Below are 23,754 nucleotides of genomic sequence, written 5' to 3'. Positions count from 1 at the left end.
CAGCAGGTATCCACGGCGGCTGGGTATTATGTGATCATCCGGGATGCGACAGCTATCAAACCGACACCAGCGGCAAGCCGACGTCGGTGGAGCCGGTCCCGTTGAATCTGCCGACCGGCAAGAACATCGACCCCGAGACGTCGACGGAACTCAAGCTGACGATGAATCTGGACTCGCGGGCCGACGTGCAAACGGTCGGTACACCGCTGACGCCAGCCAACAAGGAGTTCGGCACGTCCATGAATGTGTACGACACCCTGGGCAATGCGATTCCGGTGCAGCTCTATTTCGTGAAGACGGCGGCCAACGCCTGGGATGTCGTCTCCGTTTATCAGCCCACCGATCCGCCGGGTGCTCCGGCCACGGAAACCAATCTGGGAACGATCTCGTTCAATCCGGTGACCGGCAGGCCCACGCTGCCGCTGTCGCTGACCAACATCTTGATTGCGGCTGGCGCGGTCAACGCCACGGCCGGGCTGCCCGCCACGAACATCGATGTGGCGCTGAATTTTGGCGATCCCACCAACCCCGCAGCGGCCACGGTCACGCAGTTTGGCTCCAAGTTTGCGGTTTACGAGGTCGCCCAAGACGGCTACCCCTCTGGCGAGCTCACCTCGATTAACGTGGGGGAGGACGGTGTCATCACGGCCCGCTATTCCAACGGGGTAAGCCAGGCCAACGGTCAGATCATGCTGACCCGCTTCCGCAACGTTCAAGGTCTGCAGCCCGTCAACGGCGGGTACTGGCAGAAGACGCAGGCGTCGGGTGACCCCATCATCGGTCAACCGCTGTCCGGCCGCTTCGGCCTGATCCGCTCTGGCGCCCTGGAGGAGTCCAACGTCGACCTGACGCAGGAGCTGGTCAACATGATCGTGGCACAGCGGCACTACCAGGCCAATGCGCAGACGATCAAGACGCAGGACCAGGTGCAACAGACGCTGGTCAACCTGCGCTGAGGTCGCGAGGAGTAAGGCATGGACCGCGTCATCTACACCACGCTGTCCGGGGCGTCCGCGGCGATGCAGCGCCATCAGGTCATCGCGCACAACCTGGCCAACGTCACCACCACTGGCTTTCGGGCCGAACTGTCGACGTTTCGCGCGGTGCCCCTGCAGGGCGAGGGGACGACGACGCGGGTGCATGCGCTGGAAGCGACGCCAGGCTACCTGGACAAGGCGGGGCCGATGCAAAACACTGGGCGCCCGCTGGATGTGGCCGCCGTGGGCAACGCCTTCTTCGCCATCCAGGCCCTGGATGGCACCGAGGCCTACACCCGCGCCGGCGCGTTGCAGGTGAATGCCCAGGGCAACCTGGTCGGCTTCAATGGTCTGCCAATGCTGGGGACCGGGGGCGCGCCGCTCACCATCCCCGAGGGGGCGCAGGTGCGCATCGGGCGCGACGGCACCGTCACCGCCAAGGTGGGCGATCAAGCCCCGCAGGAGGTCGGCCGCCTCAAGCTGGTGACCCCGGAGGCGGGCCAAAAGCTGGTGCGCGGCGAGGACGGGCTGTTTCGGGGCGGTGACGGCCAGCCCCTGCCGGCCGACCAGAACGCCACCCTGATCGACGGCATGCTGGAGGGCTCCAACGTCGATCCCATCCAGGCCATGGTGGACATGATCGCGGCCACGCGCCAGTACGAAGTGCAAATGCGGATGTTGCAAAACGCCGAGAAGAACGACCAGAGCGCCGCGCAGTTGCTCAGCCTCAACGCCTGAGCGGGAGAATTCTCATGATCAATTCGCTTCAGATCGCCAAGACGGGCATGCAGGCCCAGCAGACGCAGTTGGACGTCATCTCGCACAACCTGGCCAATGTGTCGACGGCGGGTTTCAAGCGCAGCACGGCGCTGTTCGAGGACCTGATCTACCAAAACCTGCGGCAGGTGGGCGGCAACGCCACCGAAAACGCCGAGCTGCCCACCGGGCTGCAGATCGGCCTGGGCGTGCGCACGGTGGCCACGGCGCGCACCTACACCCAGGGCAACCTTCAGCAAACCGACAACAACCTGGATGTGGCCATCAACGGCAACGGGTTTTTCCGGGTGGCCATGCCCGACGGCAGCACCGCCTACACGCGCGACGGCAGCTTCAAGCTCAATGCCGAGGGGCAGCTGGTGACCAACCAGGGCTATCCGTTAGCCGACGCCATCCAGGTGCCGCAAAACGCCCGTGCCCTGACCATCGGCAAGGACGGTACGGTGACCGCCACCGTGGGCGACGCCGTCCAGACCATTGGGCAGATCACGCTGGCGCAATTCATCAACCCCGCCGGGCTGGAGCCCACCGGACAAAACCTGTTTCGCGAGTCGCAGGTCTCGGGGGCGCCCGTCGAAGGGCCCCCGGGAGCCGAAGGCTTTGGGCAGACGCTGCAAGGCTATCTGGAAAGCTCCAACGTCAACGTCGTGCAGGAGCTGGTCAACATGATCCAGACCCAGCGCGCCTACGAGCTCAACTCCAAGGCCGTGACCACGTCCGACCAGATGCTGCAGCGCCTGACGCAGCTGTGACCCCCATCCTTGCCGGAGCCTTGCCATGAACGCCGCCCGCCGCCTGTTTGCCGTGGCTGCCGCCGCCCTGCTGGGGGGGTGCGCCTCGCTGTCCCAGATTCCGGACGTGGATCTGGCCAAACCGCCCGAGGACGGCATCCGCTACCCGCAGATGCGCGCTGCCGTGGCCGAAGCGCCCAGTGGTTCGCTCTTCACAGCGGTGGCGTACCGGCCGGGCTTCGAGGACCATCGCGCGCGCCTGCCGGGCGATGTGCTCACCATCCAGATCACCGAGTCGCTCACCGCCTCGCAGAGCGCCAAGACCGACGTGGCGCGCGAAAGCGGCATCGGCGCGAGCGTGTCGGCCTTTCCGTTTGCGCCGGCCTCCATCCTGGGCGATTTGACCACCGGCGCCAAGTCCAGCAACACCTTCAAAGGCGACGGCAAGACCGAGGCCAGCAACACCTTCCGCGGCTCCATCACCGCGGTGGTGACCGAGGTGCTGCCCAACGGCCACCTGGTCGTCATCGGCGAAAAGCAAATCGGCGTCAACCAGGCGGTGGATGTGCTGCAGTTCAGTGGCACGGTCGATCCGCGCGCCATCCAGCCAGGCAACGTCGTGCCCAGCACCCAGGTGGCCAATGTGCGCGTGCTGTCACGCGGCCGCGGGGCGCCGGCCGATGCGCAAACATTTGGCTGGTTGGCACGGTTCTTTTTGACGCTTTTGCCGTTCTAAAGTTTTTCCACAATCGGTTCACGAGGTGATGCGCGATGAACCGATGGACTTTTCTCCCCCGCGGGCTGCTGGCCGCCATGACGATCATGGCCGCCTCGGCCCTGATGCCGGTCCCGGCGCAGGCCACGCGCGTCAAGGACGTGGCTGCCGTGCAGGGCGTGCGCAGCAACCAGTTGGTCGGCTACGGCCTGGTGGTGGGGCTGGACGGCACCGGTGACGGCAACAACGCCTACACCACGCGTGGCCTGGCCAACTTCATGCAGCAGATGGGCATCAGCCTGCCGCAGGGCGTGACAGTACAGCCGAAAAACGTCGCTGCGGTGCTGGTGACCGCCGATCTGCCGGCGTTTGCCCGGCCCGGGCAGACGATCGACGTGACGGTGTCGTCGGTCGGCAGTGCCAAGTCGCTGCGCGGCGGCACGCTGATCCAAACCCCGTTGCGCGGCGCCGACGGGCAGGTCTACGCGCTGGCGCAGGGCAGCCTGGTGGTGGCGGGGGCCGGGGCGTCTGCGGGCGGCAGCAGTGTCACTGTCAACCACTTGAATGCCGGGCGCATCCCGAACGGGGCGCTGGTGGAGCGCACCGTGCCGACGCCGTTGCTGCTGGGCGAGGGGGTCACGCTGGCGCTGCGGGCGGACGACTTCCAGACCGCCTCGCGCGTGGCGGCGGCGATCAACCGCGCCATCGGCGACGGCACCGCGCAGGCGCTGGACGGCCGCACGGTGCAGGTGCGCGCGCCGCGCGACCCCAACGAGCGTGTGGCGTTCCTCGCCAGCCTGGAGGATCTGCCGGTGGAGCTGGCCACGCCGACCGCGCGCGTCGTCTTCAACGCCCGCACCGGCTCGGTGGTGCTGAACCAGGCCGTCAAGCTGGCGCCGGCGGCCATCGCGCACGGCAATCTCTCCATCAGCATCAGCGCCACGCCGCAGGTCAGCCAGCCGCCGCCGTTTGCGCCTCCCGGGGCCCAGACCGTCGTGACGGAAAAGGCCGACATCCAGGTCCAGCAGGACGGCGGCAAGATCATCGAGGTAGAGGCTTCCGCGCAGCTGGCGGACGTGGTGCGCGCGCTCAACAAGCTGGGCGCCACCCCACAGGATTTGCTCGCCATTCTGCAGGCGCTCAAGGCGGCTGGCGCGCTGAAGGCCGAGCTGGAGGTGATCTGACATGGTGGCCGATGTGCGCTTCACGCTGGGGGCCGACGCCGCGCGCGGGCTGGCGGCGGATGCCCGCAGCCTCGACGCCCTCAAGGGCGCCGCCGGCCGCGACCCGAAGGCGGCGCTGAAGGAGACCGCCCGTCAGTTCGAGGCGCTGTTCATGCGCGAACTGCTCAAGTCGATGCGCGAGGCGACGATGAAGAGTGGTCTGATGGACAACGAAGGCACCGACCTGGGCATGGACCTGCTCGATGAGCAGTGGGCGGTCAAGATGACCGGCCTGCCGGGGGGGCTGAGCGAGATGATCGAGCGCCAGTTGCAGCAGCAGATCGACCCCGCCGCGCGGCCGCGCGGAGCGGATGGGGCTGCTGCGCCTGCGACCACCACCCCGACGACGCCCCCCAGCGCCGGGGCGGTGCCGCGCCCGACGGTGTCGCAGGTCGCGTTCGTCGAGCAGCACCGCAGCGCGGCGCAGCAGGTGCAGCGCGAAACCGGCATCCCGGCCGCCTTCATGATCGGCCAGGCCGCGCACGAAACCGGCTGGGGCCGCAGCGAAATCCGCACTGCAGACGGCGGCAACTCGCACAACCTGTTCGGCATCAAGGCCGGCCCGGGCTGGACCGGCAAGGTCGCCGAGGTTACCACCACCGAGTACGTGGACGGCCAGCCGCGCAAGCTGGTGCAGCGCTTTCGCGCCTACGACAGCTACGCCGAGGCGTTCCGCGACTATGCGCGGCTGATCACCGGCAGCCCGCGCTACCAGGCGGTGGTGCGCAACCTGCACTCGCCGCAGGCGTTTGCCCAGCAGCTGCAGCAGGCCGGCTACGCCACCGACCCGCAGTACGCGGCCAAGCTGAGCCGCGTGATCAACACCACGCTGCAGTTGCAGCGTGCCCTGGCGTGAGGGGCGGGAGAGCAACATGAGCGCCCTCAACATCGCCACCCGCGCGCTGACCACCAACCAGGCCGTGCTGCAGGTCATTGGCCACAACATCGCCAACGCCAACACCGAGGGCTACACGCGCCAGCGCGTGGAGCTCAACTCCGTGCCCGGGCAGCAAATGGGCAGCGGCTATTTTGGCAAGGGGGTGCAGATCGAGGCGGTGACCCGGGTGGGCTACGACGCGTTTTTGACGCGGGAGTCCAACGTCACCCGCGCGACCGCGGCGGCCGACCAGGTGCGCCTGCAGTATTTGCAGGGTGTGGAGTCGCTTTTTCCGCTGGGGGACGGCAGTCTGGGCAAGCTGCTCAACGATGCGCTCAACGCCTGGACCGATGTGGCCTCCAGCCCCAACGACAGCGCGGCGCGGCAGGTGGTGCTGGACCAGTTCGATGCGCTGGCCGCGCGCATCCGCGATGGTGCCGCGCGCATCGACGAGATCGCCACCGGTGCGCGCCTGCAGGCGACCGAAGTGACCAAGGAGATCAACCGCCTGGCACAGGCGATCGCCAGCGTCAACGACGCGATCGCGCGCACCCAGGGCACCGGCGCCAGCCCCAACGACCTGCTCGACCAGCGCGATCGCCTGATCGCGCAGCTCAACGATCAGGTGCAGGTGACCACGCTGCGTGCCGACGACGGCACGCTGTCGGTGTTCGTGGCCGGCAGCCTGCCGCTGGTGCTGGGCAACCGCGCGGCCGAACTGCGCGTGTCGCGCGCCGAGCTGGATGGCGACCGCCAGATACAGCTGCAGTTTGTGCAAGGGGCGAGTGCCTACGACGTGCCGTCCGAGTTCTTGAGCGGTGGCAAGCTCAAGGGCCTGCTGGACTTCATCAACCGCGACGTCATCGGCACACAGGCCGAACTTGGGCGGATGGCGTTGGCGCTGGCCACGACCGTGAACCGCCAGCAGCAAAGCGGTCTGAACCTGCTCGGCAACGGGGGGGCGGATCTGCTGGTATTCGGCTCGCTTGCGGGCAAAGCGGCGGTCACCAACACGGGCAGCGGCAGCGTGAGCGCGACGGTGGCCGATCCGACCCAGCTGAAGGCCGAGGATTACATTCTGGAATTTACCTCCGGAACGCAAGCGCTGATCCGGCGCGGCAGCGACGGGTGGTATTGGAACGGCAGCGGCTGGCAGGCCAACGCCGCCGCCCCGGTCACCGTCAACGGCTACTCCCTGGAGGGGCTGACGCTGAGTGTGCCGACCTCACCGGCGGCGGGGGATCGCTTCATGCTGTCCCCCGGCGCCACGGCCGCGGGTTCGCTGCGCATGGCGCTCTCGCGGCCGGCGGAATTGGCCGCAGCCGGCCGGGTGACGCTGTCGCAAAACCCCTCCAACACCGGCAACGCCACGATCGAGGCCGTCTCCGCCACCGTGACGACGGGCTCGTGGGCCACGCCGCCCCTGCCCGCCAACCTGACGTTCATCGCGCCCAACACCTTTGCCCTGGCGGGGTTTTCGCCCGCGTCCGTGGCGTATACGCCGGGCGAGCCGATGACCTTCACCTACACCTCGGGTTCCGATACGGTGGAGGTGAAGATCACGCTGCGGGGGCAGCCCAATGCGGGCGACGGCTTCCAGCTCCAGAACACCCCTCCCACCGGGGTTGTGTTCAACGGCAGCAACGCCCAGGCGATGCTGGCGCTGCGCGACCAGGTGATGTTCGACGGCAGCATCAAGCTGTCGGAGGGCTATGTGGCGGTGTTCTCCAACCTCGCCTCCCGCGTCAACGAGGCTGCCACGCGCGCCAGCTTTTCCAAGGCGCAGGCCGACGACGCCGAGCAGCGCCGCGCCAACCAGGCCGGCGTCAACCTCGACGAAGAGGCCGCGCGCTTGCTGCAGTTCCAGCAGGCGTATCAAGCCTCGGCCAAATACCTGCAGACCGTGCAGTCCATCTTCGACACGCTGATCAGCACCTTCCGTTGACGAGGCCCATCATGTCGACCGTCTACCGCGTGGCCACGGCCTACAGCTACGACAGCACGATCAACCGGCTGCAGCAGCGCGGCGCGCAGCTCGCGGAGCTGCAGGACCAGCTCTCCTCCGGCAAGCGCGTGCGCCGCATCAGCGACGACCCGTCGGCCGCGGCCTTGGCCGAGCGCGAGCAGGCGCGCATGCAGCGCATCCAGTCCGACCAGCGCGCGCTGGAGGCGGCGCGGCGCAACATCGAGCTGAGTGAAAGCACCCTTGGGGACGTCAACGACCTGTATCTGCGCGCCAAGGAACTGATCGTGCAGGGGGGCAACGGCGCGCTCAACGCCAGCGACCGCCGCACCATCGCCGACGAGCTGGAGGGCATCCGCGAGCGCATTCTGGCGCTTTCCAACACGCAGGACACGCTGGGGCGGCCGCTGTTCATGGGGCAGGGAACGCTCAACACGAGCGGGCAGCCGTTCGTGGAGAGCGTCGTCGCGCCGACGCCGCAAACCTATGGCAACGACAGCCGGATCGTGCAGTGGCAGGGTGTCGCCGGCCAAAGTGCGCCAACCGAGACGTCGTTGCCCCATATCCTGGATGGCGAGCGGATTTTCGGCCCGTCGGGGACGCAGGCCAACGACAGCATCTGGGAAACGCTCGATCGCGCCATCATCGCGCTGAAAAACCCCGCCTTGTCCGCGACTCAACTCGCCACCGAGCTCGGCCAAGCGAACGCCAATCTAACCGTGCGGCTCGACGCCGTGCTTTCCGCCCGCGGCCAGCTGGGCGACTGGCTCAACCGGGCCGACGCCGTGCAGACCGCCCTGAAGGCGCGCGGGGACTACCACATCGAGCAGCAGTCCGAGCTGACCGACCTCGACATGGTGGAGGCGATCTCGCGTTTTCAGACGCAGCAGCTGGCCTACCAGGCGGGGCTGTCGTCGTATGCGCAGGTGCAGCGGCTGTCGCTGTTCCAATACCTAGCTTGACGGCGCTACGGCCGTCGCGTGGGCGGCGGTGCTGACTTCGGCTACAGTGTCGGCGCCATGGGCTTCAATCCGCTGGACCACGCGGTCTTCACGTATCAGCCGATCTGGGGTGACGGGCGGCGCCTGATCGGCGCACGCCTGCAGGTGCGTCTGCTGGACGACGGCGTCGATGCCCCCCACCTGCTGCATGCGATGGCCGACTGGTGGTCTGCGGGATCGCCATTCCTGCTGGTGGCGTTTGCCGACCAGCGTCCCGTTTTGCAGGCCTTGTCGGCGTCGCCGCCGGATCACGTCTGGCTCGAGGTGCCGGACTTTGGCCCGCGCATGCCGCCGGAGCTGCTGCAGGCCCTGACGCAGGCCCGGCGCCTGGGGCACCGGCTGGTGCAAAACCTGCCCTTGGCCCGTGCGCATCCCCTCACCGGGAGCGCGGCCGAGCGCTTCCGCTACCTACTGCACCTGTGGCCCGACCATGTGCGACAGGCCCTGTCCGCGCAGCGGCCCGCCGACAGCCCCGTGCTGCCGGGACAGTTGTATGGGGCGATCGGCCAAGTCGCCCTCGCGGCGCACTGCCTGGATGTGCGCCAAGCCTGGGGGGTGGTGGGCTGGCCGGATGACGATGCGCTGGCGTCCCGCCCCGCAAGTGCCCTGGGGGTCGACAAGGGCGCGCTGTTGCGCGTGCAGCAGGCCCTGCTGCGCGAGGCGTCCATCGAGACGGTGATCGGTCTGGTGCACAGCGACGTGCTGCTGACCTACCGCTTGCTGCAGTTGGTCAACGGCGATGCCTTCGGCACCGGGCGCGAGGTGTCCAGTGTGCGGCAGGCCGTCCTGTTGCTGGGCGAGCGGCGTTTCCGCGATGCGTTGCTCCGGCTGCTGCCCGGCGCGGTGTCCGACCCCGATCTGCAGCCCGTGCGCCAAGCCCTGGTGCTGCGTGCGCAGTTGATGCAAACGCTCATGGATGCCGGTGCCCAACACGAACTGGCCACCGAAATCTACCTCACGGGGCTGTTCTCCACGCTGGATCGCTGGCTGCGCGTGCCGCTGGCGCAGGCCTTGGAGCGCGTGCCCCTGTCCGAAGCGATCACCGAGGCGCTGCTGGCAGGGGAGGGGCCGTACGGCGTGTACCTGGACCTGGCCCGGCGGCTGGCCGACCCGGCGCAGTCGCAACACCTGCCCGCCCGGATGCAGGAGGAAGGCTTCGCCCTCTCACACGTCAATACGGCGCTGCTGCGCACGCTGGCGCGCTGGCGCGCTGGCGCTCATCGGTGTGAGGGGCATACCGGGGTTGGTCGGTATCGGGGGCCAAAAAACCAAAGCCCGCGCGATGGCGGGCTTGGCGGTGTGTTTTTGGCTCCCCGACCTGGGCTCGAACCAGGGACCTACGGATTAACAGTCCGGCGCTCTACCGACTGAGCTATCGGGGATCGGTGAGCCCTGCATTATAGCGACAAAATCGGCCGATCTGCCCGGCGTCGCCCGTTGGACAGGCGCCTGTGGCACAGTCCGCGGCGCCTGCGCACAATCGTGGGCCGGTAGCCTTGGGAGCCTGTATGGATTTGCGATTGTCCCCCGACGAGAGCGCCTTTCGCGACGCGGTGCGCGCCTTTCTGCGCGACGAGCTGCCGCCCGAACTGGCCACCAAGGTCCGGCAGGGCCTGCGCCTGACGCGCGACGACATGGCGCGCTGGCACGCCATCCTGCACGCGCGGGGTTGGCTGGCCAGCCACTGGCCGCGCGAATGGGGTGGCCCCGGCTGGGGGCCGGTGCAGCGCTTTATTTTCGAAAACGAATGTGCGCTGGCCGGCGCGCCGCGCATCGTGCCGTTCGGCGTCAACATGCTGGGCCCGGTGCTGATCAAATATGGCTCCGAGCCGCAGAAGCGCCACTGGCTGCCGCGCATCCTGGACGGCTCGGACTGGTGGTGCCAGGGCTATTCGGAGCCGGGGGCCGGCTCGGACTTGGCGTCGCTCAAGACCACCGCGGTGCGCGACGGCGACCACTACGTCGTCAACGGCCAAAAGACGTGGACGACGCTGGGGCACTACGCCAACCGGATGTTTTGCCTCGTGCGCACCGACCGCAACGCCAAGCCGCAGGAGGGCATCAGTTTTCTGCTCATCGACCTCGACAGCCCGGGCGTGGAGGTGCGGCCCATCATCACGCTGGACGGCGAGCACGAGGTCAACGAGGTGTTTCTGACCGACGTGCGCGTGCCGGCGGACCGCCTGGTCGGCGCGGAGAACCAGGGCTGGACGATCGCCAAGTATTTGTTGACCTACGAGCGCACCAACATCGCCGGCATCGGCTTTTCGGTCGCGGGGCTGGAGCGGCTCAAGGTCATCGCGCGTGCGGTGCACAAGGGCGGACGGCCGCTGATCGAGGATCCGCTGTTCGCCGCCCGGCTGGCGCGCGTGGAAATCGAGCTGGAGAACCTCAAGACCACCAACCTGCGCGTGCTGGTGGCGGTGGCCGGCGGCGGTGCGCCGGGGCCGCAGAGTTCGCTGCTCAAGATCCTGGGCACGCAGGTGCGGCAGGAGATCCTGAGCCTGACCCGCCGCGCCGTGGGCCCCTACGCGCTGCCGTGGATCGAGGCCGCGCTGACGCTGGAGGGCGCCGATCAGGCGGTCGGTCCCGCCGGGGCGGCCAGTGCCGCGGCGCAGTATTTCAATTATCGCAAGCTGTCGATCTTCGGCGGCTCCAACGAGATCCAGAAAAACATCGTCGCCAAGACGGTGCTCGGCCTGTGAGGAGGGCCCGCCATGGACTTTTCGCTCACCGATGACCAGCGCATGCTGGCCGACTCGCTGGACTGCTATCTGGCGCAGCGCTACCCCATCGACCGTCGCCATGCAGCGGCCGCCACGCCCCAGGGGTACGACGTGGACTTGTGGGCCGGGCTGGTGGAGCTGGGGGCCGTCGCGGCGCTGCTGCCCGAGTCTGCCGGGGGATTGGGCGGGGGCGGCTTTGACATCGCCACCGTGTTCGAAAGCGCGGGCCGGGCCCTGGTGATCGAACCCCTGCTCGGGGCCGCGGTGGTGGGGCAGATGCTGGCCCGCGCCGACGCCCCGCAGGCGTGGGCCGCGTGGCTGGAGCGGCTGGCTGCCGGCGCGGTCGTCGCGCTGGCCCACGAGGAGCCCGATGCCCACTACGAACCCACCCACGTCGCCACCACCGCCCAGCATGATGCCGGGGGCTGGGTGCTCGACGGTCACAAGGCGGTCGTGCCGCATGGCGGCCAGGCCGAGGGCTGGCTGGTGTCGGCCCGGCTGTCCGGCGCCGTGCGCGATGCGGAGGGCATCGCGCTGTTTTGGGTGCCGCGCGGCACACCCGGCGTGTTGGTGCGCACCTATCCCCGCATCGATGGCGGTGGCGCCGCGGATGTGACCCTGACCGCGGTGCGAGTGCCGGCCGACGCCTTGGTGGCCGGCCCGGCGCGGGCGCGCCAGGTGTTGGCGCATGGGCTGGCCTGTGGGGCGCTCGCCCTGTGCGCCGAGGCACTCGGCGCCATGGAGGTCGTGTTGCGCATGAAGCGCGACTACCTGCAGACGCGCCGCCAGTTTGGGCGTCCGATCGGCAGCTTTCAGGCGCTGCAGCACCGTGCGGTCGATCTGTGGATGGCGGTCGAGCAATCGCGCTCGGCCGTCATCAACGCCGCGGCCGCCTTCGACGGGGACGACCCGCTCGAGCGCGACCGCCTTATCGCGGCCGCCAAAGCCACCATCGGCCGCGCCGGCACCCAGGTCGCCGAGGAGAGCATTCAGCTGCATGGCGGCATCGGCATGACGTGGGAACTGCCGCTGTCGCACTACGCCAAGCGCTTGGTCATGGTCGACCACGAATTGGGCGACGAAGACCATCACCTCGCCCGCTTCATCGCGCTGAGCCGCGAGCGGGAGGCGCGGGCTTAACCGACCCGGGGCGGGCTGCCCCGGAACCCTGGTCCGCGCACCGCGATCCACCCACTATGCACGCCCCGCAACCGCCGCGCCCCGCGCCGCCGCACTGCTGGCGCGCCTTGGCACGCTGGGTGGCGGTTGGCGTCGTGGCTGCGGCGGCCGCCGGATGCAGTGTGATCGGGCTGGCCTACAACCGGCTGCCCACTGTGGTGATGTGGCGGCTGGACAGCTTGTGGGACCTGGATGCACCCCAGCGCCAGGGGCTGGACGAGGCCGCCCGCCGCTGGCACCAATGGCACCGCCGCGAGCAGCTCCCCGCCATCGCCGTCCTGTTGCGGCGCTGGCAGGCCCTGGTGGTCGGCCCCCTCGATGCCGACACCGTCTGCCGCGAGGCCGACGCCGTGCGTGCTCTGCTGCACCAGGCCACCGACCGCACGGTCGACGACCTGGCCCGTTGGTTGCCCACCCTGACCGATGCCCAACTGGCCCACTGGCGCGAGCGCCTGGCCGAGGGCGACCGGGAATGGCGCCGCGACTGGGGGGAATCCGACATCGACCGGGGCGTGCGCCTGAACCGAACCCGCGAGCGTTTGGAGATGTTCTACGGCCGTCTCGACGAAGCTCAGCGCCGCTGGCTGCGTGAGCGCCTGCGAACCGTCGATCCCCGCCCGGACCGGGCCTGGGCGGAGCGGCAGCGCCGCCAGAACGACTGGCTGGACACGGCCCGTCGCCTGCGCGGCCAAGCCCCCGAGGCCGCGCAGGCGGAGGTGCGCGCCCTGTGGGCACGGACGTGGCTATCGCCCGACCCAGCGCTGGCCGCGCATCAGGCGTCCGTCTGGATAGAAGGCTGTAGCTGGCTGGCCGACTGGCACGCCCAGGCCAAACCGGAGCAGCGGGCCCGGGCCGCCAGCCAGTTGCAGGCCCACGAGCGCGACATCCGCGCGCTGATCCCCAACGGCGGCCCGCCCAACGACAGCCTGTCCCGCGCCATCTCCGGGTCATGAATGAAAAAAGCCCGCCAAGCGGTGCTTGGCGGGCTTCATGCAGACCGTGGATGACCGGGCTGGCCGATTACATGTCCATGCCCATGCCACCCATGCCACCGGCAGCCGGCGCCGGGGTTTCGGCCTTCGGCGTCTCGGCGACCATGCACTCGGTGGTCAGCATCAGGCCGGCTACGGAAGCGGCGTTTTGCAGCGCGGTGCGGGTCACCTTGGTCGGGTCCAGGATGCCCATCTCGATCATGTCGCCATAGGTGTCGTTGGCAGCGTTGAAGCCGAAGTTGCCCTTGCCTTCCAGCACCTTGTTGATGACGACCGAGGGCTCGCCACCGGCGTTGGCCACGATCTCGCGCAGCGGGGCTTCGATGGCCTTGAGCACCAGCTTGATGCCGGCGTCCTGGTCGGCGTTGGCGCCATGCAGCTCGCCCACCGCCTGACGGGCACGCAGCAGCGCCACGCCACCGCCGGGGACGATGCCCTCTTCGACGGCCGCACGGGTGGCGTGCAGGGCGTCTTCCACACGGGCCTTCTTCTCCTTCATCTCGACCTCGGTGGCCGCGCCGACCTTGATCACCGCCACGCCGCCGGCCAGCTTGGCCACGCGCTCTTGCAGCTTCTCGCGGTCATAGTCGGAGGTCGCTTCCTCGATCTGCACGCGGATCTGCTTGACGCGCGCTTCGATGTCCTCGGCCTTGCCGGCGCCGTCGATGATGGTGGTGTTCTCCTTGGCCACCTCGACGCGCTTGGCCTGACCCAGGTCGGCCAGCGTCACCTTCTCCAGCGTCAGGCCGACTTCCTCGGCGATGACCTTGCCGCCGGTCAGGATGGCGATGTCCTCCAGCATGGCCTTGCGGCGATCGCCAAAGCCCGGGGCCTTGACCGCCACCACTTTCAGGATGCCGCGGATGGTGTTGACCACCAGGGTGGCCAGCGCCTCGCCTTCGACGTCCTCGGCGATGATCAGCAGCGGACGGCCGGCCTTGGCCACCTGCTCCAGCGCCGGCAGCAGGTCACGGATGTTGCTGATCTTCTTGTCGTGCAGCAGGATGTACGGGTTGTCCAGCACCGCCACCTGCTTGTCCGGGTTGTTGATGAAGTAGGGCGACAGGTAGCCGCGGTCGAACTGCATGCCCTCGACGACGTCGAGCTCGTTCTGCAGCGACTTGCCGTCTTCGACGGTGATCACGCCTTCCTTGCCGACCTTGTCCATCGCTTCGGCAATGATGTTGCCGATCGACTCGTCGCTGTTGGCGGAGATGGCGCCGACCTGGGCGATTTCCTTGCTGGTGGTGGTGGGCTTGCTGATCTTCTTCAGCTCGGCCACCAGCGCCTCGACGGCCTTGTCGATGCCGCGCTTGAGGTCCATCGGGTTCATGCCGGCGGCCACATACTTCATGCCCTCGCGCACGATGGCCTGGGCCAGCACGGTGGCGGTGGTGGTGCCGTCACCAGCGTTGTCGCTGGTCTTGGACGCGACTTCCTTGACCATTTGCGCGCCCATGTTCTGCAGCTTATCCTTCAGCTCGATTTCCTTGGCCACGGACACACCGTCCTTGGTCACGGTAGGGGCTCCGAAGGAGCGCTCCAGGACCACGTTGCGGCCCTTGGGGCCCAGGGTCACCTTGACCGCGTTGGCCAGGATGTTCACGCCTTCGACCATGCGGGCGCGGGCTTCGCCGCCAAACACGACGTCTTTTGCTGCCATTTTTCAGTTTCCTTTGCGAATAGGGGAGGTGAGCGTTGTCAGACCGGTGTCGGTCGGGGTCACTTCTCGACGACGGCGAACAGGTCGTCTTCCTTCATGACCAGCAGCTCTTCGCCGTCGACCTTGACGGTCTGGCCGCTGTACTTGCCGAACAGCACACGGTCGCCGACCTTGACGCTCAGCGGCTTGGTTTCGCCCTTGTCGTTGGTCTTGCCGGGACCGACGGCCAGCACTTCGCCTTGATCGGGCTTCTCGGCGGCGTTGTCCGGGATCACGATGCCCGAGGCGGTCTTGGTCTCGTTTTCCAGGCGCTTGACGATCACGCGATCGGCGAGAGGACGAAGTTTCATGCGATCTCCTGTCGAAAGGACGATGAGAATGTGAGAAGAAGACGGCGGAGGTTGCTGTTAGCACTCACCGCCGACGAGTGCTAATGATAAGGGCCTGGACGGCGCTTTTCAAGGGGTGGCTCGAAAAGACCCGAAACGACCCGCCGCAGCACCAGCACCATGCGCAGCACGGCGCCCCCGATGCCCACGGCGGCCGCCAGCAGCGGGGTTGGGGGCAGCAAGGCCAAGCCGGCGATGGGCACATGCACTGCGAATACGAAGCGCATGCCCTTGCGCGGGTTGTCGTCGATGCGCCGCGCCCGCAACAGGGCGATGCCGACGATCATGCCCAGAAAGGCGAGCAGGTCCAGCGCCTCGGGCCGGTCGCCCGCGTCTGGCGTGTCGCTGGGGGCTGTGGGCCATTATTCCCCGAGCGCGGTCCCGCCAAAAGCAAAAACCCCGCCGGTCGGGGACGGGCGGGGCGATATTTGGTGGCGCTTCAGGGATTCGAACCCCGGACCTGCGGATTATGATTCCGTCGCTCTAACCGGCTGAGCTAAAGCGCCATCGAAGCCGCGATTATAGCCAAATTCCGCGCGCTCTCGGGCCGGGAGCTGACGCCCCGGCTGGACGCGGGTCGGGGGGCGTAGATCCCGGCCTTTCAGCGGTGCTGAAAGTTCGGCGTGCGCTTGTCGAGGAAGGCGGCCATGCCTTCCTTTTGGTCCTCGGTGGCAAACATCGCATGGAACAGCCGGCGCTCGTACATCAGGCCGTCGGCCAGCGGGCCCTCGAAGGCGCGGTTGACCGCCTCCTTGGCAGCCAGTACCGCCAGCCGCGGCAGCGCAGCGATGGACAGCGCGGTGGCCAGTGCCTCGTCCATCAGCTTGTCGAGCGGCACCACCCGGCTGACCAAGCCGGCGCGCTCGGCCTCGGCCGCGTCCATCATGCGCCCGGTCAGCGCCATGTCCATGGCCTTGGCTTTGCCAATCGCGCGCGGTAGCCGCTGGGTGCCACCAGCGCCGGGGATGACGCCAATCTTTACCTCCGGCTGGCCAAACTTGGCGTTGTCGGCGGCGATGATGATGTCGCACATCATCGCCACCTCGCAGCCGCCGCCCAGCGCGAAGCCGGCCACCGCCGCGATGACGGGCTTGCGCACGTGGCGCAGCGCCTCCCAGTTGCGGGTGATGTATTCGGTGCGGTAGACGTCCGAGAAGGTGTAGCGTGCCATCGCCGCAATGTCGGCGCCGGCGGCGAAGGCCTTCTCGTTGCCGGTCAGCACGATGCAGCCGATCGCATCATCGGCGTCGAAGGCCTTGAGCGCGGCGCCCAGCTCGTTCATGAGCTGGTCGTTCAGGGCGTTGAGCTGTTTGGGGCGGTTCAAGGCGATGATGCCAACCGGCCCTTCGGTGCGGGTGAGCAGGGTTTCGTACAGGGGGGGTGTCTCGCTCATGCGGGTTTCCTCGGACGGGCGTCAAGAATGGGGTCGTGCGTCGGTGACCACCGCCGACTATAGCGTCCCGGCGGCGCCGCACCGGCGGTGGCGGAGGCCATGGCCGGCCGCCCGGGCGGGTTACGATTCGTGCATCGCGGCGGCATGGCTGGCCGCCCGTTCCCGAGCCAGAGGAGACTCCCCATGACCCAGCAACCAGCGGCCGCGCCGGCGGCCGACGAGATTCTGTTCGAGCGCCGCGGCGCGGTGGCCGTGCTCACGCTCAACCGCCCCCAGGCGCTCAACAGCTTTACCCGCACCATGCACCAGGCGTTTCAGCGCGCGCTGGCCGACGTGGAGGCCGACCGCGGCATCCGAGCCCTGGTGCTGACCGGCGCCGGACGCGGCTTTTGCGCCGGGCTGGACCTGTCGGAGCTGGACTTCTCCCCCGGCCCCGACATGCTGGAACGCGCCAACCCCGGACCGATCATCGAGACCTGCTTCAACCCCAGTGCACGCGCGCTGATGCAGTTGCGCGTGCCCACGGTGGCGGCGGTCAATGGGGTGGCGGCCGGGGCTGGCGTATCCCTGGCGCTGACGTGCGACATCGCCATTGCCGCCCCCGGCGCCAGCTTCGTGCAGGCGTTCAGCAAGATCGGGCTGATTCCCGATGCGGGCGGGAGCTGGCTGACGGTGGAACGCTTGGGGCTGGCGCGGGCCATGGCCCTGGCCATGTTGGGCGACAAGCTGCCGGCGGAGCAGGCGCGCGATTGGGGGCTGATCTGGTCGGTGGCCGACGATCCCCTGGCGGCGGCGCTGGCGATGGCGGAACGCCTGGCCGCCATGCCGACGCGGGCGCTGGTGAGCACGCGGCACCTGCTGCGCGGTGCGCTGCAGCGCTCGTTCGAACAGCAGCTCGACGCCGAGCGCGATTGCCAGGCCGCGCTGGGCCGCAGCCACGATTACGTGGAGGGCGTCACGGCCTTCCTGCACAAGCGCGCGCCGCAGTTTCGCGGGGAGTGAGGTCGGCCCGGGCCTCGGCCGGGGCGGGCTGCAGCTGCACGGTGGTGGCTGGCGCCGGCCACTGGAGCGGGCAGCGCAGCACGCGGCCATCGCGGGCCACCCAGCACACCAGGGGTTCGTCCGCGGTCAGCCCGCGGGCATGCAGGGCCACGTCGTCCAGCCGACGCACGCGCCAGATCTCACCGTCGCGTTCCACGGCCAGCCATTCGTCCCCGGCGGCCAGGCCGGCTGACTCCGCTGCCCCGCCCCGCAGCACGTTGCGCAGGCGGATGCCGCTGGCCTCGTCCACGCGCAGACCGAGTTGTTGCGCCAGGGGCGCGCGCTCCTCGATCCAGCGCACGCCATGCCGCTCCAGCAGGGGGCGCAGGGGCAACTCATCGGTGCCGTGCACCCAGGCGTCCAGTTCGGCGCCCAGATCGCGGCCGGCCAGGCGGCGCAGCACGGCGCGCAGGTCGGCCTCGCGCATGGGGCCGCCCGCGCAGCGCTGCCACAGCGCACGCATCACATCGTCCAGGGTGGTTCGCCCCTCTAGGCGCAGCGTCAGATCCAGGCACAGGGCGACCAGGGCGCCTTTGGCGTAGTAGCTGACGGTCGCGTTGGGCGTGTTCTCCTGCACCCGGTAGTACTTGATCCAGGCGTCCCAACTGGCCTGCGCCACGCTCTGTACCTGCCGCCCCGGGGTCTGCAGCACATGGTTGATGGACTTGGCCAGCAACTGCAAGTGGGTGGCTTGGTCGATCAGCCCTGCGCGCAGCAGCAGCAGGTCGTCGTAGTAGCTGGTAAAGCCCTCGAAGAACCACAGCAGCTCGGTCGGGTTCTCGCGGTCGTAGTCGTAGCGGATGAACTCTCGCGGGCGCAGCCGCTTGACGTTCCAGGTGTGGAAATATTCGTGGCTGATCAGCCCCAGCAGCGTGGTGTAGCCGTCGCCCGCGCGCAGCGGCGCAGGCGCTTGGTCCGGTGCCCGCGGACCGGGCAGCGGCTGCAGGGGCAGGTCGGTGCGGGCGCAGACCAGCGCGGTCGAGAGACGGTGTTCCAGACCGCCATAGCCGTCCTGCGTGGCGTTGAGCAAAAACAGGTAGCGGTCGATCGGGGGCGCGCCGTCGGGCCCGTGCCACAGGGTCATGGCGGCCTCGCACACCTGCGCGGTGTCGCGCAGCAGCCGCTGACCGTCGAAGCCGGCCACCGCACCGCTGACGACGACGCGATGCGGCACGCCCCGCACCACGACGTCGCCGCACCAGAAGTCGCCCAGCTCCACGGGACTGTCGGCCAGTTCGTCGTAATCCGCGGCCAGGTAGGTGCCAAAGCCGTCGCCGGTGGCCCAGCGCCAGCCCGGCGTCGTCCTCCGCGGCCGCGCGCCCGCAGCCGGGGCCCAGGGACGCAACGCCGTGGCCACGCGCCAGCCGCGGGTGGCGTCGCTGCCGGCCAGTGTCAGGGCATGCGGTTCGTCTTCGCGCCCATGGACGCGCAGGCACAGGCTGGTGGCGTTGAAAAAGCCCCGCCGCGCATCCAGGTAGGCGGCGCGCACCGAGGGGTCGAAGGCATAAACCTCGTACTGCAAGGTCAGCGTGCGGGCGGCGGCCTCCGCGTCCAACTCGGCTTGCCAAGTGTTCTTATCCAGTGCGCGCAGGGGTACCGGATGCCCATCCACCGCCGCTTGCAGGCGCTGCAGGTGCTGGGCAAACTCCCGCACCAGGTAGCTGCCCGGAATCCACACCGGCAGGCTGACGCGCTGCCGCGGCGCGGGGCGGTCGATCGCCAACGTGACCCGCCACAGGTGGGCGTGGACATCGGCCACCTCGACGGTGTAGCGCAGCGCCGCCGGCGGGCCGAGGTGGCTGGCCGGGGCGGGGCAGCGAGGGGTCATTTGGCGCCGCCGCTTTGGGCCAGCAGCGGCTCCAGGCGGTCCAGCCCCACCGCGCCCGGCAGGCGCGTGCCATTGGCCAGGATGGTGGTCGGGGTGCCGGTGATGCGGTACTTCTGGCCGAAGGCGATGTTGCGCTCCAGGGCCGTGGTGTCGCACTTGGCGTCGGCCTTGGGCTCGGGCGGGGTCACGCCGCGTTGCATCCAGTCGTCCCAGGCCTTGTTGCGGTCGCGCGCACACCAGATCGCGCGGGATTTTTGCTCCGAATCCTTGCCCAGCACGGGGTAGAGGAAGGTGTGGATGGTGACGTTGTCCAGCTTGGCCAGATCCCGCTCGAAGCGTTTGCAGAATCCGCAGTTGGGGTCGGCAAACACGGCGAGCTTGCGCTGCCCGTTGCCACGCACCACGGTGAAGGCGTCCTTCAGTGGCAGCTCGTCGAAGGCGATGGCGGTCAGCTTCTCCAGCCGTTCGTCGGTCAGGTTGACGCGCGCCTTGGTGTCGATGAGGGCGCCCTGGATCAGGTAATTGCCCTCGGAATCGGTGTAGAGGATGTCCGTGCCGTTGATGCGGATCTCGAACAGGCCGCGCATGGGGGTGGGGCGCACCTCGTCGATGCGCGGCAGGTTGGGCAGGCGCTCACTAAGGTTTTTGCGGATGACGGCTTCGTTGGCGTGGGCAGCTGTGGCCAGCAGCGCAGCGCCCACCAGGCCCAGCGTAAGGCGACGCAACGCGGGCAGGACGGGCAGGGCAGAACGGGTCATGTGAGGTCTCGGCAAGAAAGGGGGGCCGGGCGGGGCCATCATGGGCGGGGAGCGACGGGCTGGCCGGCTGCCTGTTGGATGAACCAGTGTTTGATCGGTTCCAGCCGGTCCACCGCGCGCAGCCCCCAGCGACGCAGCGCGACCAGTCGCGCGTCGGGGCTGCCGAACAGGCCGTACAGGGTGTCGGTGGCGGTTTGCATGGCGGCCACGGGGGCGGCGCGGGCGCGCTCGTAGCGGCGCAGCAGGCGCAGGTCGCCAAGCGGGCGCCAGTACTCGCGCTCGCGCAGCACGCGCGCCAGCTCGGCCACATCCCCCAAGCCGACGTTGAGGCCCTGGCCGGCCAGCGGATGCATGGCGTGGGCGGCATCCCCCGCGAGCGCCAGCCCCGGACGCACCCAGGGGCGGGCGATCGACAGCTCCAGCGTCCAGCCCGCCGGCTGGCCCAGCGTACGCATCGGGCCCAGGGCCGCTGCGCATGCCTGCTGTACCGATTGGGCAAAGGCGTCGGGCGGCAGCGCCAGCAGGTCGGCCGCGCGGGCGTGGGGCACCGACCACACCACGGCCACCGTTTGCCCCTCGGCCCCCCCCATGGGCAGCAGCGCCAGGATGCTGTCGCCACAAAACCACTGCCGCGCCACGGTCCCATGGGGGCGCTCGCAGTGCAGCCGCGCCGCGATGGCAGTGTGGGCGTACGGGCGTCTGTCGTAGGCCAACCCTTCGGCCGCCCGAGTGGCGCTGCGGCGCCCTTCGCAGACGACGGTGAGGGCGGCCTTGGGCCGCACCCCGCCGTCGTCGATCAGTCGTTCGATGCCCGGCTGGAAGGCCACCGCCTGCGCCAGCGTCGCTTCCAGCGCAGGCACATCGACGATCCACGCCAGCGGGTGGGGTGCCGCGGTGCCGGCATCGAAGCGCACGGCAGCCGCGGCGTCGAGGCCGTCCGCGTCGGGGATCGGATCGGCATCCGCCGCCCACATGTGCCGCACGGGCGTGACGGTGTCCCCCTCGTTTGGCCAGGCACGCACCGATTCCAACAGCGCGCGCGAGGCGGCGTTGAGGGCGTAGGCGCGGATGTCCGGCGCAGTCGCCCCGCCCGAGGGGGGGCGCTCGACCAGCGCGACGCGCAGGCGCTCGCGCGCGAGCAGCAGCGCCAGCGTGCGGCCGACGATGCCGCCCCCCAGGATCGCCACGTCGTAAGTCTTGGTCATGCGGGCATTGTAGGCGTCGGCACGGCTGTGGGCACAATGGCAGCTTGCCGATCACCATCTGCAGGGCCCACTGCCATGAACGACGCCCCCGATACGCTGCCGCTCACCCTGGATCAACTGTGGATCTACCCGGTCAAGTCCTGTGCCGGCATCCGTTTGCGCTCGGTCGAGCTGCTGGAGACGGGCCTGGAGTGGGACCGCACCTGGATGGTGGTGGATGCGGACGGCGAGTTCGTCTCGCAGCGCGAGCTGCCGCGCATGGCCTTGATCCAGCCGCGCCTGCGCATGGGGCGGCTGGAGCTGCGCGCGCCAGGCATGCTGTCGCTGCACCTCGCGCTCGACGCGGCCGAGTCGCCGCGGCGCGTGCGCATTTGGGACGATGCGGTGGACGCCTACGACATGGGGGACGTCGCGGCGCAATGGTTCACCGACTTTTTGGGCGCGGACCTGCCGCCGGGCCTGGGGCCCCTGCGGCTGGTGCGGTTCGATCCGCAGGAGCGGCGCCTGTCCTCGCTGCGCTGGACGGGCGGGGTCGAGGCCCCCAATACCTTTGGTGACGGCTTTCCGTTGCTGGTGGTCTCCAGCGCGTCGCTCGACGATCTGAACGAACGGCTGGCGGCCCAGGGGTACCCTCCGGTGGGCATCGAACGCTTGCGCGCCAACCTGGTGCTGGGTGGGACGTATCCGCACGACGAGGACCGCATCGACCGCATCGATTGGCACGCCGAGGGCGCCCCCGCCGATGCGCCGGCCATCACGTTGCAACTCGTCAAGCCGTGCGCGCGCTGCACCATCCCCGACGTGGATCCGGCCACGGGGGTGCCGGACGGCCGCCTCAGCCCGCTGCTGCACACCTACCGTCAGGACAAGCGCCTGATGGGGGCCGTCACCTTTGGCATGAATGCCATCGTGCGCCGCGGCGACGGGCACATGCTGCACGAGGGCATGCGCGGCACAGGGCATTGGGGGGCATGGTGATGCGCGCGGATGCGCGCAGCCGGGCCGCGCCTGGCCCCTGCGGCCCCCGGTAAAATCCCAGCTTTCGCCGGCGCGTGCCGCCGCCCCGCCCACCTCCCACCCGTCGCCCCGCCATGAGCCTCAAATGCGGCATCGTGGGCCTGCCCAACGTCGGCAAGTCCACCCTGTTCAACGCCCTCACCAAGGCCGGCATCGCCGCCGAGAACTACCCCTTCTGCACCATCGAGCCCAACGTGGGCGTGGTGGAGGTGCCCGATCCGCGCCTGCAGCAACTGGCCGCCATCGTCCGGCCGCAACGGGTCGTGCCGGCGATCGTCGAGTTCGTGGACATCGCAGGCCTGGTCGCCGGGGCCAGCCAAGGCGAAGGCTTGGGCAACCAATTCCTGGCCCACATCCGCGAGACGGACGCCATCATCAACGTGGTGCGCTGCTTCGACGATCCCAACATCGTCCACGTGGCCGGCAAGGTGGACCCGATCGCCGACGTCGAGGTCATCCAGACCGAGCTGTGTCTGGCCGATCTGGGCACGGTCGAGAAGGCGCTGCAGCGCTACCAGAAAGCGGCCAAGAACGGCAACGACAAGGAAGCGGCCAAGATGGTGGCCGTGCTGGGCCGGGTGCGCGCCGTGCTGGACGAAGGGCGCCCCGTGCGCGTGATGGAGCTGACCGACGAGGAGCGGGCCTTGCTCAAGCCGCTGTGCCTGATCACCGCCAAGCCGGCGATGTTCGTGGGCAACGTGGCCGAGGATGGCTTCGAGGGCAACCCCTACCTGGACCAGTTGTGCGCCTTTGCACAGCGCCAGGGCGCGCCGGTGGTGGCCATCTGCGCCAAGATCGAGGCCGAGCTGGCCGACATGGACGAGGCGGACCGCACCGATTTTCTGCGCGAACTGGGCCTGGAGGAGCCGGGCCTGAACCGCCTGATCCGCGCCGCCTACCAACTGCTGGGCTTGCAGACCTACTTCACCGCCGGCGAGAAAGAGGTGCGCGCCTGGACCATCCACATCGGCGACACGGCGCCCCAAGCGGCGGGCGTCATTCACTCGGATTTCGAACGCGGCTTCATCCGCGCCCAGACCATCGCGTTTGACGACTACATCGCCTACGGCGGTGAGCAAGGAGCCAAGGACGCGGGCAAGATGCGCGCCGAGGGCAAGGACTACGTCGTCAAAGACGGCGACGTGATGAACTTTTTGTTCAACGTGTGACGCCCGCGGGCATGAAAAAGCCCGCTCGGTGGCGGGCTAAGTCATTGATTTGGCTGGTGGGTCCTGTAGGATTCGAACCTACGACCTACGGATTAAGAGTCCGCTGCTCTACCAACTGAGCTAAGAACCC

The 23,754-nt window shown here is 68.9% G+C and carries 22 protein-coding genes, 3 tRNA genes and 1 pseudogene; 15 read left to right on the top strand and 11 right to left on the bottom strand.

Annotated elements, in window-relative coordinates; genetic code table 11:
- The 8 genes from V7026_RS06255 to V7026_RS06220 form a co-directional block, all read left to right on the top strand.
- Nucleotides 1-956 (top strand): flagellar hook protein FlgE (locus V7026_RS06255; protein ID WP_334154506.1); only part of this gene is annotated, 956 nt, incomplete at its 5' end.
- An 18-nt stretch (nucleotides 957-974) separates the two neighbouring features.
- Nucleotides 975-1,715 carry a flagellar basal-body rod protein FlgF gene (gene flgF, locus V7026_RS06250; protein ID WP_334154505.1) on the top strand — a complete coding sequence of 247 codons (741 nt, stop codon included), beginning with the start codon at nucleotides 975-977 and terminating at the stop codon, nucleotides 1,713-1,715.
- Nucleotides 1,716-1,729: 14 nt separating this feature from the next.
- Nucleotides 1,730-2,506 carry a flagellar basal-body rod protein FlgG gene (flgG, locus tag V7026_RS06245; RefSeq protein WP_334154504.1) on the top strand — a complete coding sequence of 259 codons (777 nt, stop codon included), beginning with the start codon at nucleotides 1,730-1,732 and terminating at the stop codon, nucleotides 2,504-2,506.
- Between the two features lie 25 nt (nucleotides 2,507-2,531).
- Nucleotides 2,532-3,221, top strand: a complete 690-nt coding sequence (locus tag V7026_RS06240) for a flagellar basal body L-ring protein FlgH (protein WP_334154503.1) — start codon at nucleotides 2,532-2,534, stop codon at nucleotides 3,219-3,221.
- Between the two features lie 35 nt (nucleotides 3,222-3,256).
- On the top strand, nucleotides 3,257-4,384 hold the full coding sequence (locus V7026_RS06235; protein WP_334154502.1) for a flagellar basal body P-ring protein FlgI: 1,128 nt from the start codon (nucleotides 3,257-3,259) through the stop codon (nucleotides 4,382-4,384).
- Between the two features lies 1 nt (nucleotide 4,385).
- A complete protein-coding gene (flgJ, locus tag V7026_RS06230; protein ID WP_334154501.1) occupies nucleotides 4,386-5,279 on the top strand; it encodes a flagellar assembly peptidoglycan hydrolase FlgJ in 894 nt (297 codons plus the stop codon).
- A 16-nt stretch (nucleotides 5,280-5,295) separates the two neighbouring features.
- On the top strand, nucleotides 5,296-7,245 hold the full coding sequence (gene flgK, locus V7026_RS06225; RefSeq protein ID WP_334154500.1) for a flagellar hook-associated protein FlgK: 1,950 nt from the start codon (nucleotides 5,296-5,298) through the stop codon (nucleotides 7,243-7,245).
- A gap of 11 nt (nucleotides 7,246-7,256) precedes the next feature.
- Entirely contained in the window at nucleotides 7,257-8,225 is a 969-nt protein-coding gene (locus V7026_RS06220) for a flagellin N-terminal helical domain-containing protein (protein ID WP_334154499.1), read from the top strand.
- On the opposite strand, the gene V7026_RS06215 is transcribed toward V7026_RS06220, so the two are convergent.
- Nucleotides 8,217-8,636, bottom strand: coding sequence for a hypothetical protein (locus tag V7026_RS06215; RefSeq protein WP_334154498.1), 420 nt, complete (start codon nucleotides 8,634-8,636; stop codon nucleotides 8,217-8,219). The two genes, V7026_RS06220 and V7026_RS06215, sit on opposite strands and share 9 nt — an antisense overlap.
- Between V7026_RS06215 and V7026_RS11440 the strand changes: the two are divergent.
- Nucleotides 8,550-9,176 (top strand): annotated as a pseudogene (locus tag V7026_RS11440) (HDOD domain-containing protein); the annotation flags it as partial. The gene V7026_RS06215 and the pseudogene V7026_RS11440 sit on opposite strands and share 87 nt — an antisense overlap.
- Before the next feature lie 394 nt (nucleotides 9,177-9,570).
- Here V7026_RS11440 and V7026_RS06205 read toward each other — a convergent pair.
- Nucleotides 9,571-9,646: transfer RNA gene (locus V7026_RS06205), tRNA-Asn, on the bottom strand.
- Between the two features lie 126 nt (nucleotides 9,647-9,772).
- Here V7026_RS06205 and V7026_RS06200 point away from each other — a divergent pair.
- From V7026_RS06200 to V7026_RS06190, 3 genes are read left to right on the top strand one after another with little or no spacing between them, the layout of a single operon-like run.
- Nucleotides 9,773-10,969 (top strand): acyl-CoA dehydrogenase family protein, encoded by a 1,197-nt coding sequence (locus tag V7026_RS06200; protein WP_334154496.1) that lies wholly within the window; start codon nucleotides 9,773-9,775, stop codon nucleotides 10,967-10,969.
- A 12-nt stretch (nucleotides 10,970-10,981) separates the two neighbouring features.
- Nucleotides 10,982-12,130 carry an acyl-CoA dehydrogenase family protein gene (locus V7026_RS06195; RefSeq protein ID WP_334154495.1) on the top strand — a complete coding sequence of 383 codons (1,149 nt, stop codon included), beginning with the start codon at nucleotides 10,982-10,984 and terminating at the stop codon, nucleotides 12,128-12,130.
- A 56-nt stretch (nucleotides 12,131-12,186) separates the two neighbouring features.
- Entirely contained in the window at nucleotides 12,187-13,122 is a 936-nt protein-coding gene (locus V7026_RS06190) for a DUF6279 family lipoprotein (protein WP_334154494.1), read from the top strand.
- Between the two features lie 67 nt (nucleotides 13,123-13,189).
- Here the strand turns inward: V7026_RS06190 and groL are convergent, their stop codons facing one another.
- From groL to V7026_RS06165, 5 genes are all read right to left on the bottom strand, one after another.
- Nucleotides 13,190-14,824 (bottom strand): chaperonin GroEL, encoded by a 1,635-nt coding sequence (groL, locus tag V7026_RS06185; protein ID WP_334154493.1) that lies wholly within the window; start codon nucleotides 14,822-14,824, stop codon nucleotides 13,190-13,192.
- 59 nt (nucleotides 14,825-14,883) lie between these two features.
- The gene (gene groES / locus V7026_RS06180; protein WP_068608443.1) at nucleotides 14,884-15,174 is read right to left on the bottom strand and encodes a co-chaperone GroES; all 291 of its coding nucleotides are present in this window, start codon (nucleotides 15,172-15,174) and stop codon (nucleotides 14,884-14,886) included.
- Nucleotides 15,175-15,254: 80 nt separating this feature from the next.
- Nucleotides 15,255-15,500: a hypothetical protein gene (locus tag V7026_RS06175; protein ID WP_334154492.1), complete on the bottom strand. Its 246-nt coding sequence runs from the start codon at nucleotides 15,498-15,500 to the stop codon at nucleotides 15,255-15,257.
- A gap of 142 nt (nucleotides 15,501-15,642) precedes the next feature.
- Nucleotides 15,643-15,719: transfer RNA gene (locus V7026_RS06170), tRNA-Met, on the bottom strand.
- Nucleotides 15,720-15,814: 95 nt separating this feature from the next.
- Nucleotides 15,815-16,606 carry an enoyl-CoA hydratase gene (locus V7026_RS06165; RefSeq protein ID WP_334154491.1) on the bottom strand — a complete coding sequence of 264 codons (792 nt, stop codon included), beginning with the start codon at nucleotides 16,604-16,606 and terminating at the stop codon, nucleotides 15,815-15,817.
- Between the two features lie 183 nt (nucleotides 16,607-16,789).
- Between V7026_RS06165 and V7026_RS06160 the strand changes: the two genes are divergently transcribed.
- Nucleotides 16,790-17,608: an enoyl-CoA hydratase-related protein gene (locus V7026_RS06160; RefSeq protein ID WP_334154490.1), complete on the top strand. Its 819-nt coding sequence runs from the start codon at nucleotides 16,790-16,792 to the stop codon at nucleotides 17,606-17,608.
- Here V7026_RS06160 and V7026_RS06155 read toward each other — a convergent pair.
- The 3 genes from V7026_RS06155 to V7026_RS06145 are packed head-to-tail and all read right to left on the bottom strand — an operon-like array spanning nucleotide 17,562 to nucleotide 21,438.
- Nucleotides 17,562-19,475 carry a M61 family metallopeptidase gene (locus V7026_RS06155; RefSeq protein WP_334154489.1) on the bottom strand — a complete coding sequence of 638 codons (1,914 nt, stop codon included), beginning with the start codon at nucleotides 19,473-19,475 and terminating at the stop codon, nucleotides 17,562-17,564. The genes V7026_RS06160 and V7026_RS06155 overlap by 47 nt on opposite strands.
- On the bottom strand, nucleotides 19,472-20,233 hold the full coding sequence (locus V7026_RS06150) for a DsbC family protein (protein WP_334154488.1): 762 nt from the start codon (nucleotides 20,231-20,233) through the stop codon (nucleotides 19,472-19,474). The genes V7026_RS06155 and V7026_RS06150 overlap by 4 nt, the downstream gene beginning before the upstream one ends.
- 38 nt (nucleotides 20,234-20,271) lie before the next feature.
- On the bottom strand, nucleotides 20,272-21,438 hold the full coding sequence (locus V7026_RS06145; protein ID WP_334154487.1) for an FAD-dependent monooxygenase: 1,167 nt from the start codon (nucleotides 21,436-21,438) through the stop codon (nucleotides 20,272-20,274).
- Between the two features lie 75 nt (nucleotides 21,439-21,513).
- Here V7026_RS06145 and V7026_RS06140 point away from each other — a divergent pair, with 75 nt between their 5' ends.
- Together V7026_RS06140 and ychF are read left to right on the top strand one after the other, a co-directional pair.
- Nucleotides 21,514-22,416, top strand: coding sequence for an MOSC domain-containing protein (locus V7026_RS06140; protein ID WP_334154486.1), 903 nt, complete (start codon nucleotides 21,514-21,516; stop codon nucleotides 22,414-22,416).
- 113 nt (nucleotides 22,417-22,529) lie between these two features.
- On the top strand, nucleotides 22,530-23,624 hold the full coding sequence (gene ychF, locus V7026_RS06135; RefSeq protein WP_334154485.1) for a redox-regulated ATPase YchF: 1,095 nt from the start codon (nucleotides 22,530-22,532) through the stop codon (nucleotides 23,622-23,624).
- A 54-nt stretch (nucleotides 23,625-23,678) separates the two neighbouring features.
- Here the strand turns inward: ychF and V7026_RS06130 are convergent.
- Nucleotides 23,679-23,754 (bottom strand) — tRNA-Lys (locus V7026_RS06130).

Source organism: Tepidimonas sp. (genome assembly GCF_036825565.1).
Taxonomy (GTDB): Bacteria; Pseudomonadota; Gammaproteobacteria; order Burkholderiales; family Burkholderiaceae_C; genus Tepidimonas.
The sequence above is the reverse complement of the archived record's forward strand: the minus strand, read 5'-3'. Positions and strand labels throughout refer to the sequence as shown.

Excerpts from the sequence above, each read along its gene's own strand:
- V7026_RS06155 (WP_334154489.1), bottom strand. The coding sequence starts at position 19,475 with ATGACCCCTCGCTGCCCCGCCCCGGCCAGCCACCTCGGCCCGCCGGCG.
- V7026_RS06175 (WP_334154492.1), bottom strand. The coding sequence starts at position 15,500 with ATGATCGTCGGCATCGCCCTGTTGCGGGCGCGGCGCATCGACGACAAC.
- V7026_RS06215 (WP_334154498.1), bottom strand. The coding sequence starts at position 8,636 with ATGCGCACGGGCCAAGGGCAGGTTTTGCACCAGCCGGTGCCCCAGGCG.
- flgJ (WP_334154501.1), top strand. The coding sequence starts at position 4,386 with ATGGTGGCCGATGTGCGCTTCACGCTGGGGGCCGACGCCGCGCGCGGG.
- flgG (WP_334154504.1), top strand. The coding sequence starts at position 1,730 with ATGATCAATTCGCTTCAGATCGCCAAGACGGGCATGCAGGCCCAGCAG.
- V7026_RS06220 (WP_334154499.1), top strand. The coding sequence starts at position 7,257 with ATGTCGACCGTCTACCGCGTGGCCACGGCCTACAGCTACGACAGCACG.
- flgK (WP_334154500.1), top strand. The coding sequence starts at position 5,296 with ATGAGCGCCCTCAACATCGCCACCCGCGCGCTGACCACCAACCAGGCC.
- V7026_RS06195 (WP_334154495.1), top strand. The coding sequence starts at position 10,982 with ATGGACTTTTCGCTCACCGATGACCAGCGCATGCTGGCCGACTCGCTG.
- V7026_RS06200 (WP_334154496.1), top strand. The coding sequence starts at position 9,773 with ATGGATTTGCGATTGTCCCCCGACGAGAGCGCCTTTCGCGACGCGGTG.
- V7026_RS06235 (WP_334154502.1), top strand. The coding sequence starts at position 3,257 with ATGAACCGATGGACTTTTCTCCCCCGCGGGCTGCTGGCCGCCATGACG.
- ychF (WP_334154485.1), top strand. The coding sequence starts at position 22,530 with ATGAGCCTCAAATGCGGCATCGTGGGCCTGCCCAACGTCGGCAAGTCC.
- V7026_RS06240 (WP_334154503.1), top strand. The coding sequence starts at position 2,532 with ATGAACGCCGCCCGCCGCCTGTTTGCCGTGGCTGCCGCCGCCCTGCTG.
- groES (WP_068608443.1), bottom strand. The coding sequence starts at position 15,174 with ATGAAACTTCGTCCTCTCGCCGATCGCGTGATCGTCAAGCGCCTGGAA.
- V7026_RS06140 (WP_334154486.1), top strand. The coding sequence starts at position 21,514 with ATGAACGACGCCCCCGATACGCTGCCGCTCACCCTGGATCAACTGTGG.
- groL (WP_334154493.1), bottom strand. The coding sequence starts at position 14,824 with ATGGCAGCAAAAGACGTCGTGTTTGGCGGCGAAGCCCGCGCCCGCATG.
- V7026_RS06165 (WP_334154491.1), bottom strand. The coding sequence starts at position 16,606 with ATGAGCGAGACACCCCCCCTGTACGAAACCCTGCTCACCCGCACCGAA.
- flgF (WP_334154505.1), top strand. The coding sequence starts at position 975 with ATGGACCGCGTCATCTACACCACGCTGTCCGGGGCGTCCGCGGCGATG.
- V7026_RS06145 (WP_334154487.1), bottom strand. The coding sequence starts at position 21,438 with ATGACCAAGACTTACGACGTGGCGATCCTGGGGGGCGGCATCGTCGGC.
- V7026_RS06190 (WP_334154494.1), top strand. The coding sequence starts at position 12,187 with ATGCACGCCCCGCAACCGCCGCGCCCCGCGCCGCCGCACTGCTGGCGC.
- V7026_RS06150 (WP_334154488.1), bottom strand. The coding sequence starts at position 20,233 with ATGACCCGTTCTGCCCTGCCCGTCCTGCCCGCGTTGCGTCGCCTTACG.
- V7026_RS06160 (WP_334154490.1), top strand. The coding sequence starts at position 16,790 with ATGACCCAGCAACCAGCGGCCGCGCCGGCGGCCGACGAGATTCTGTTC.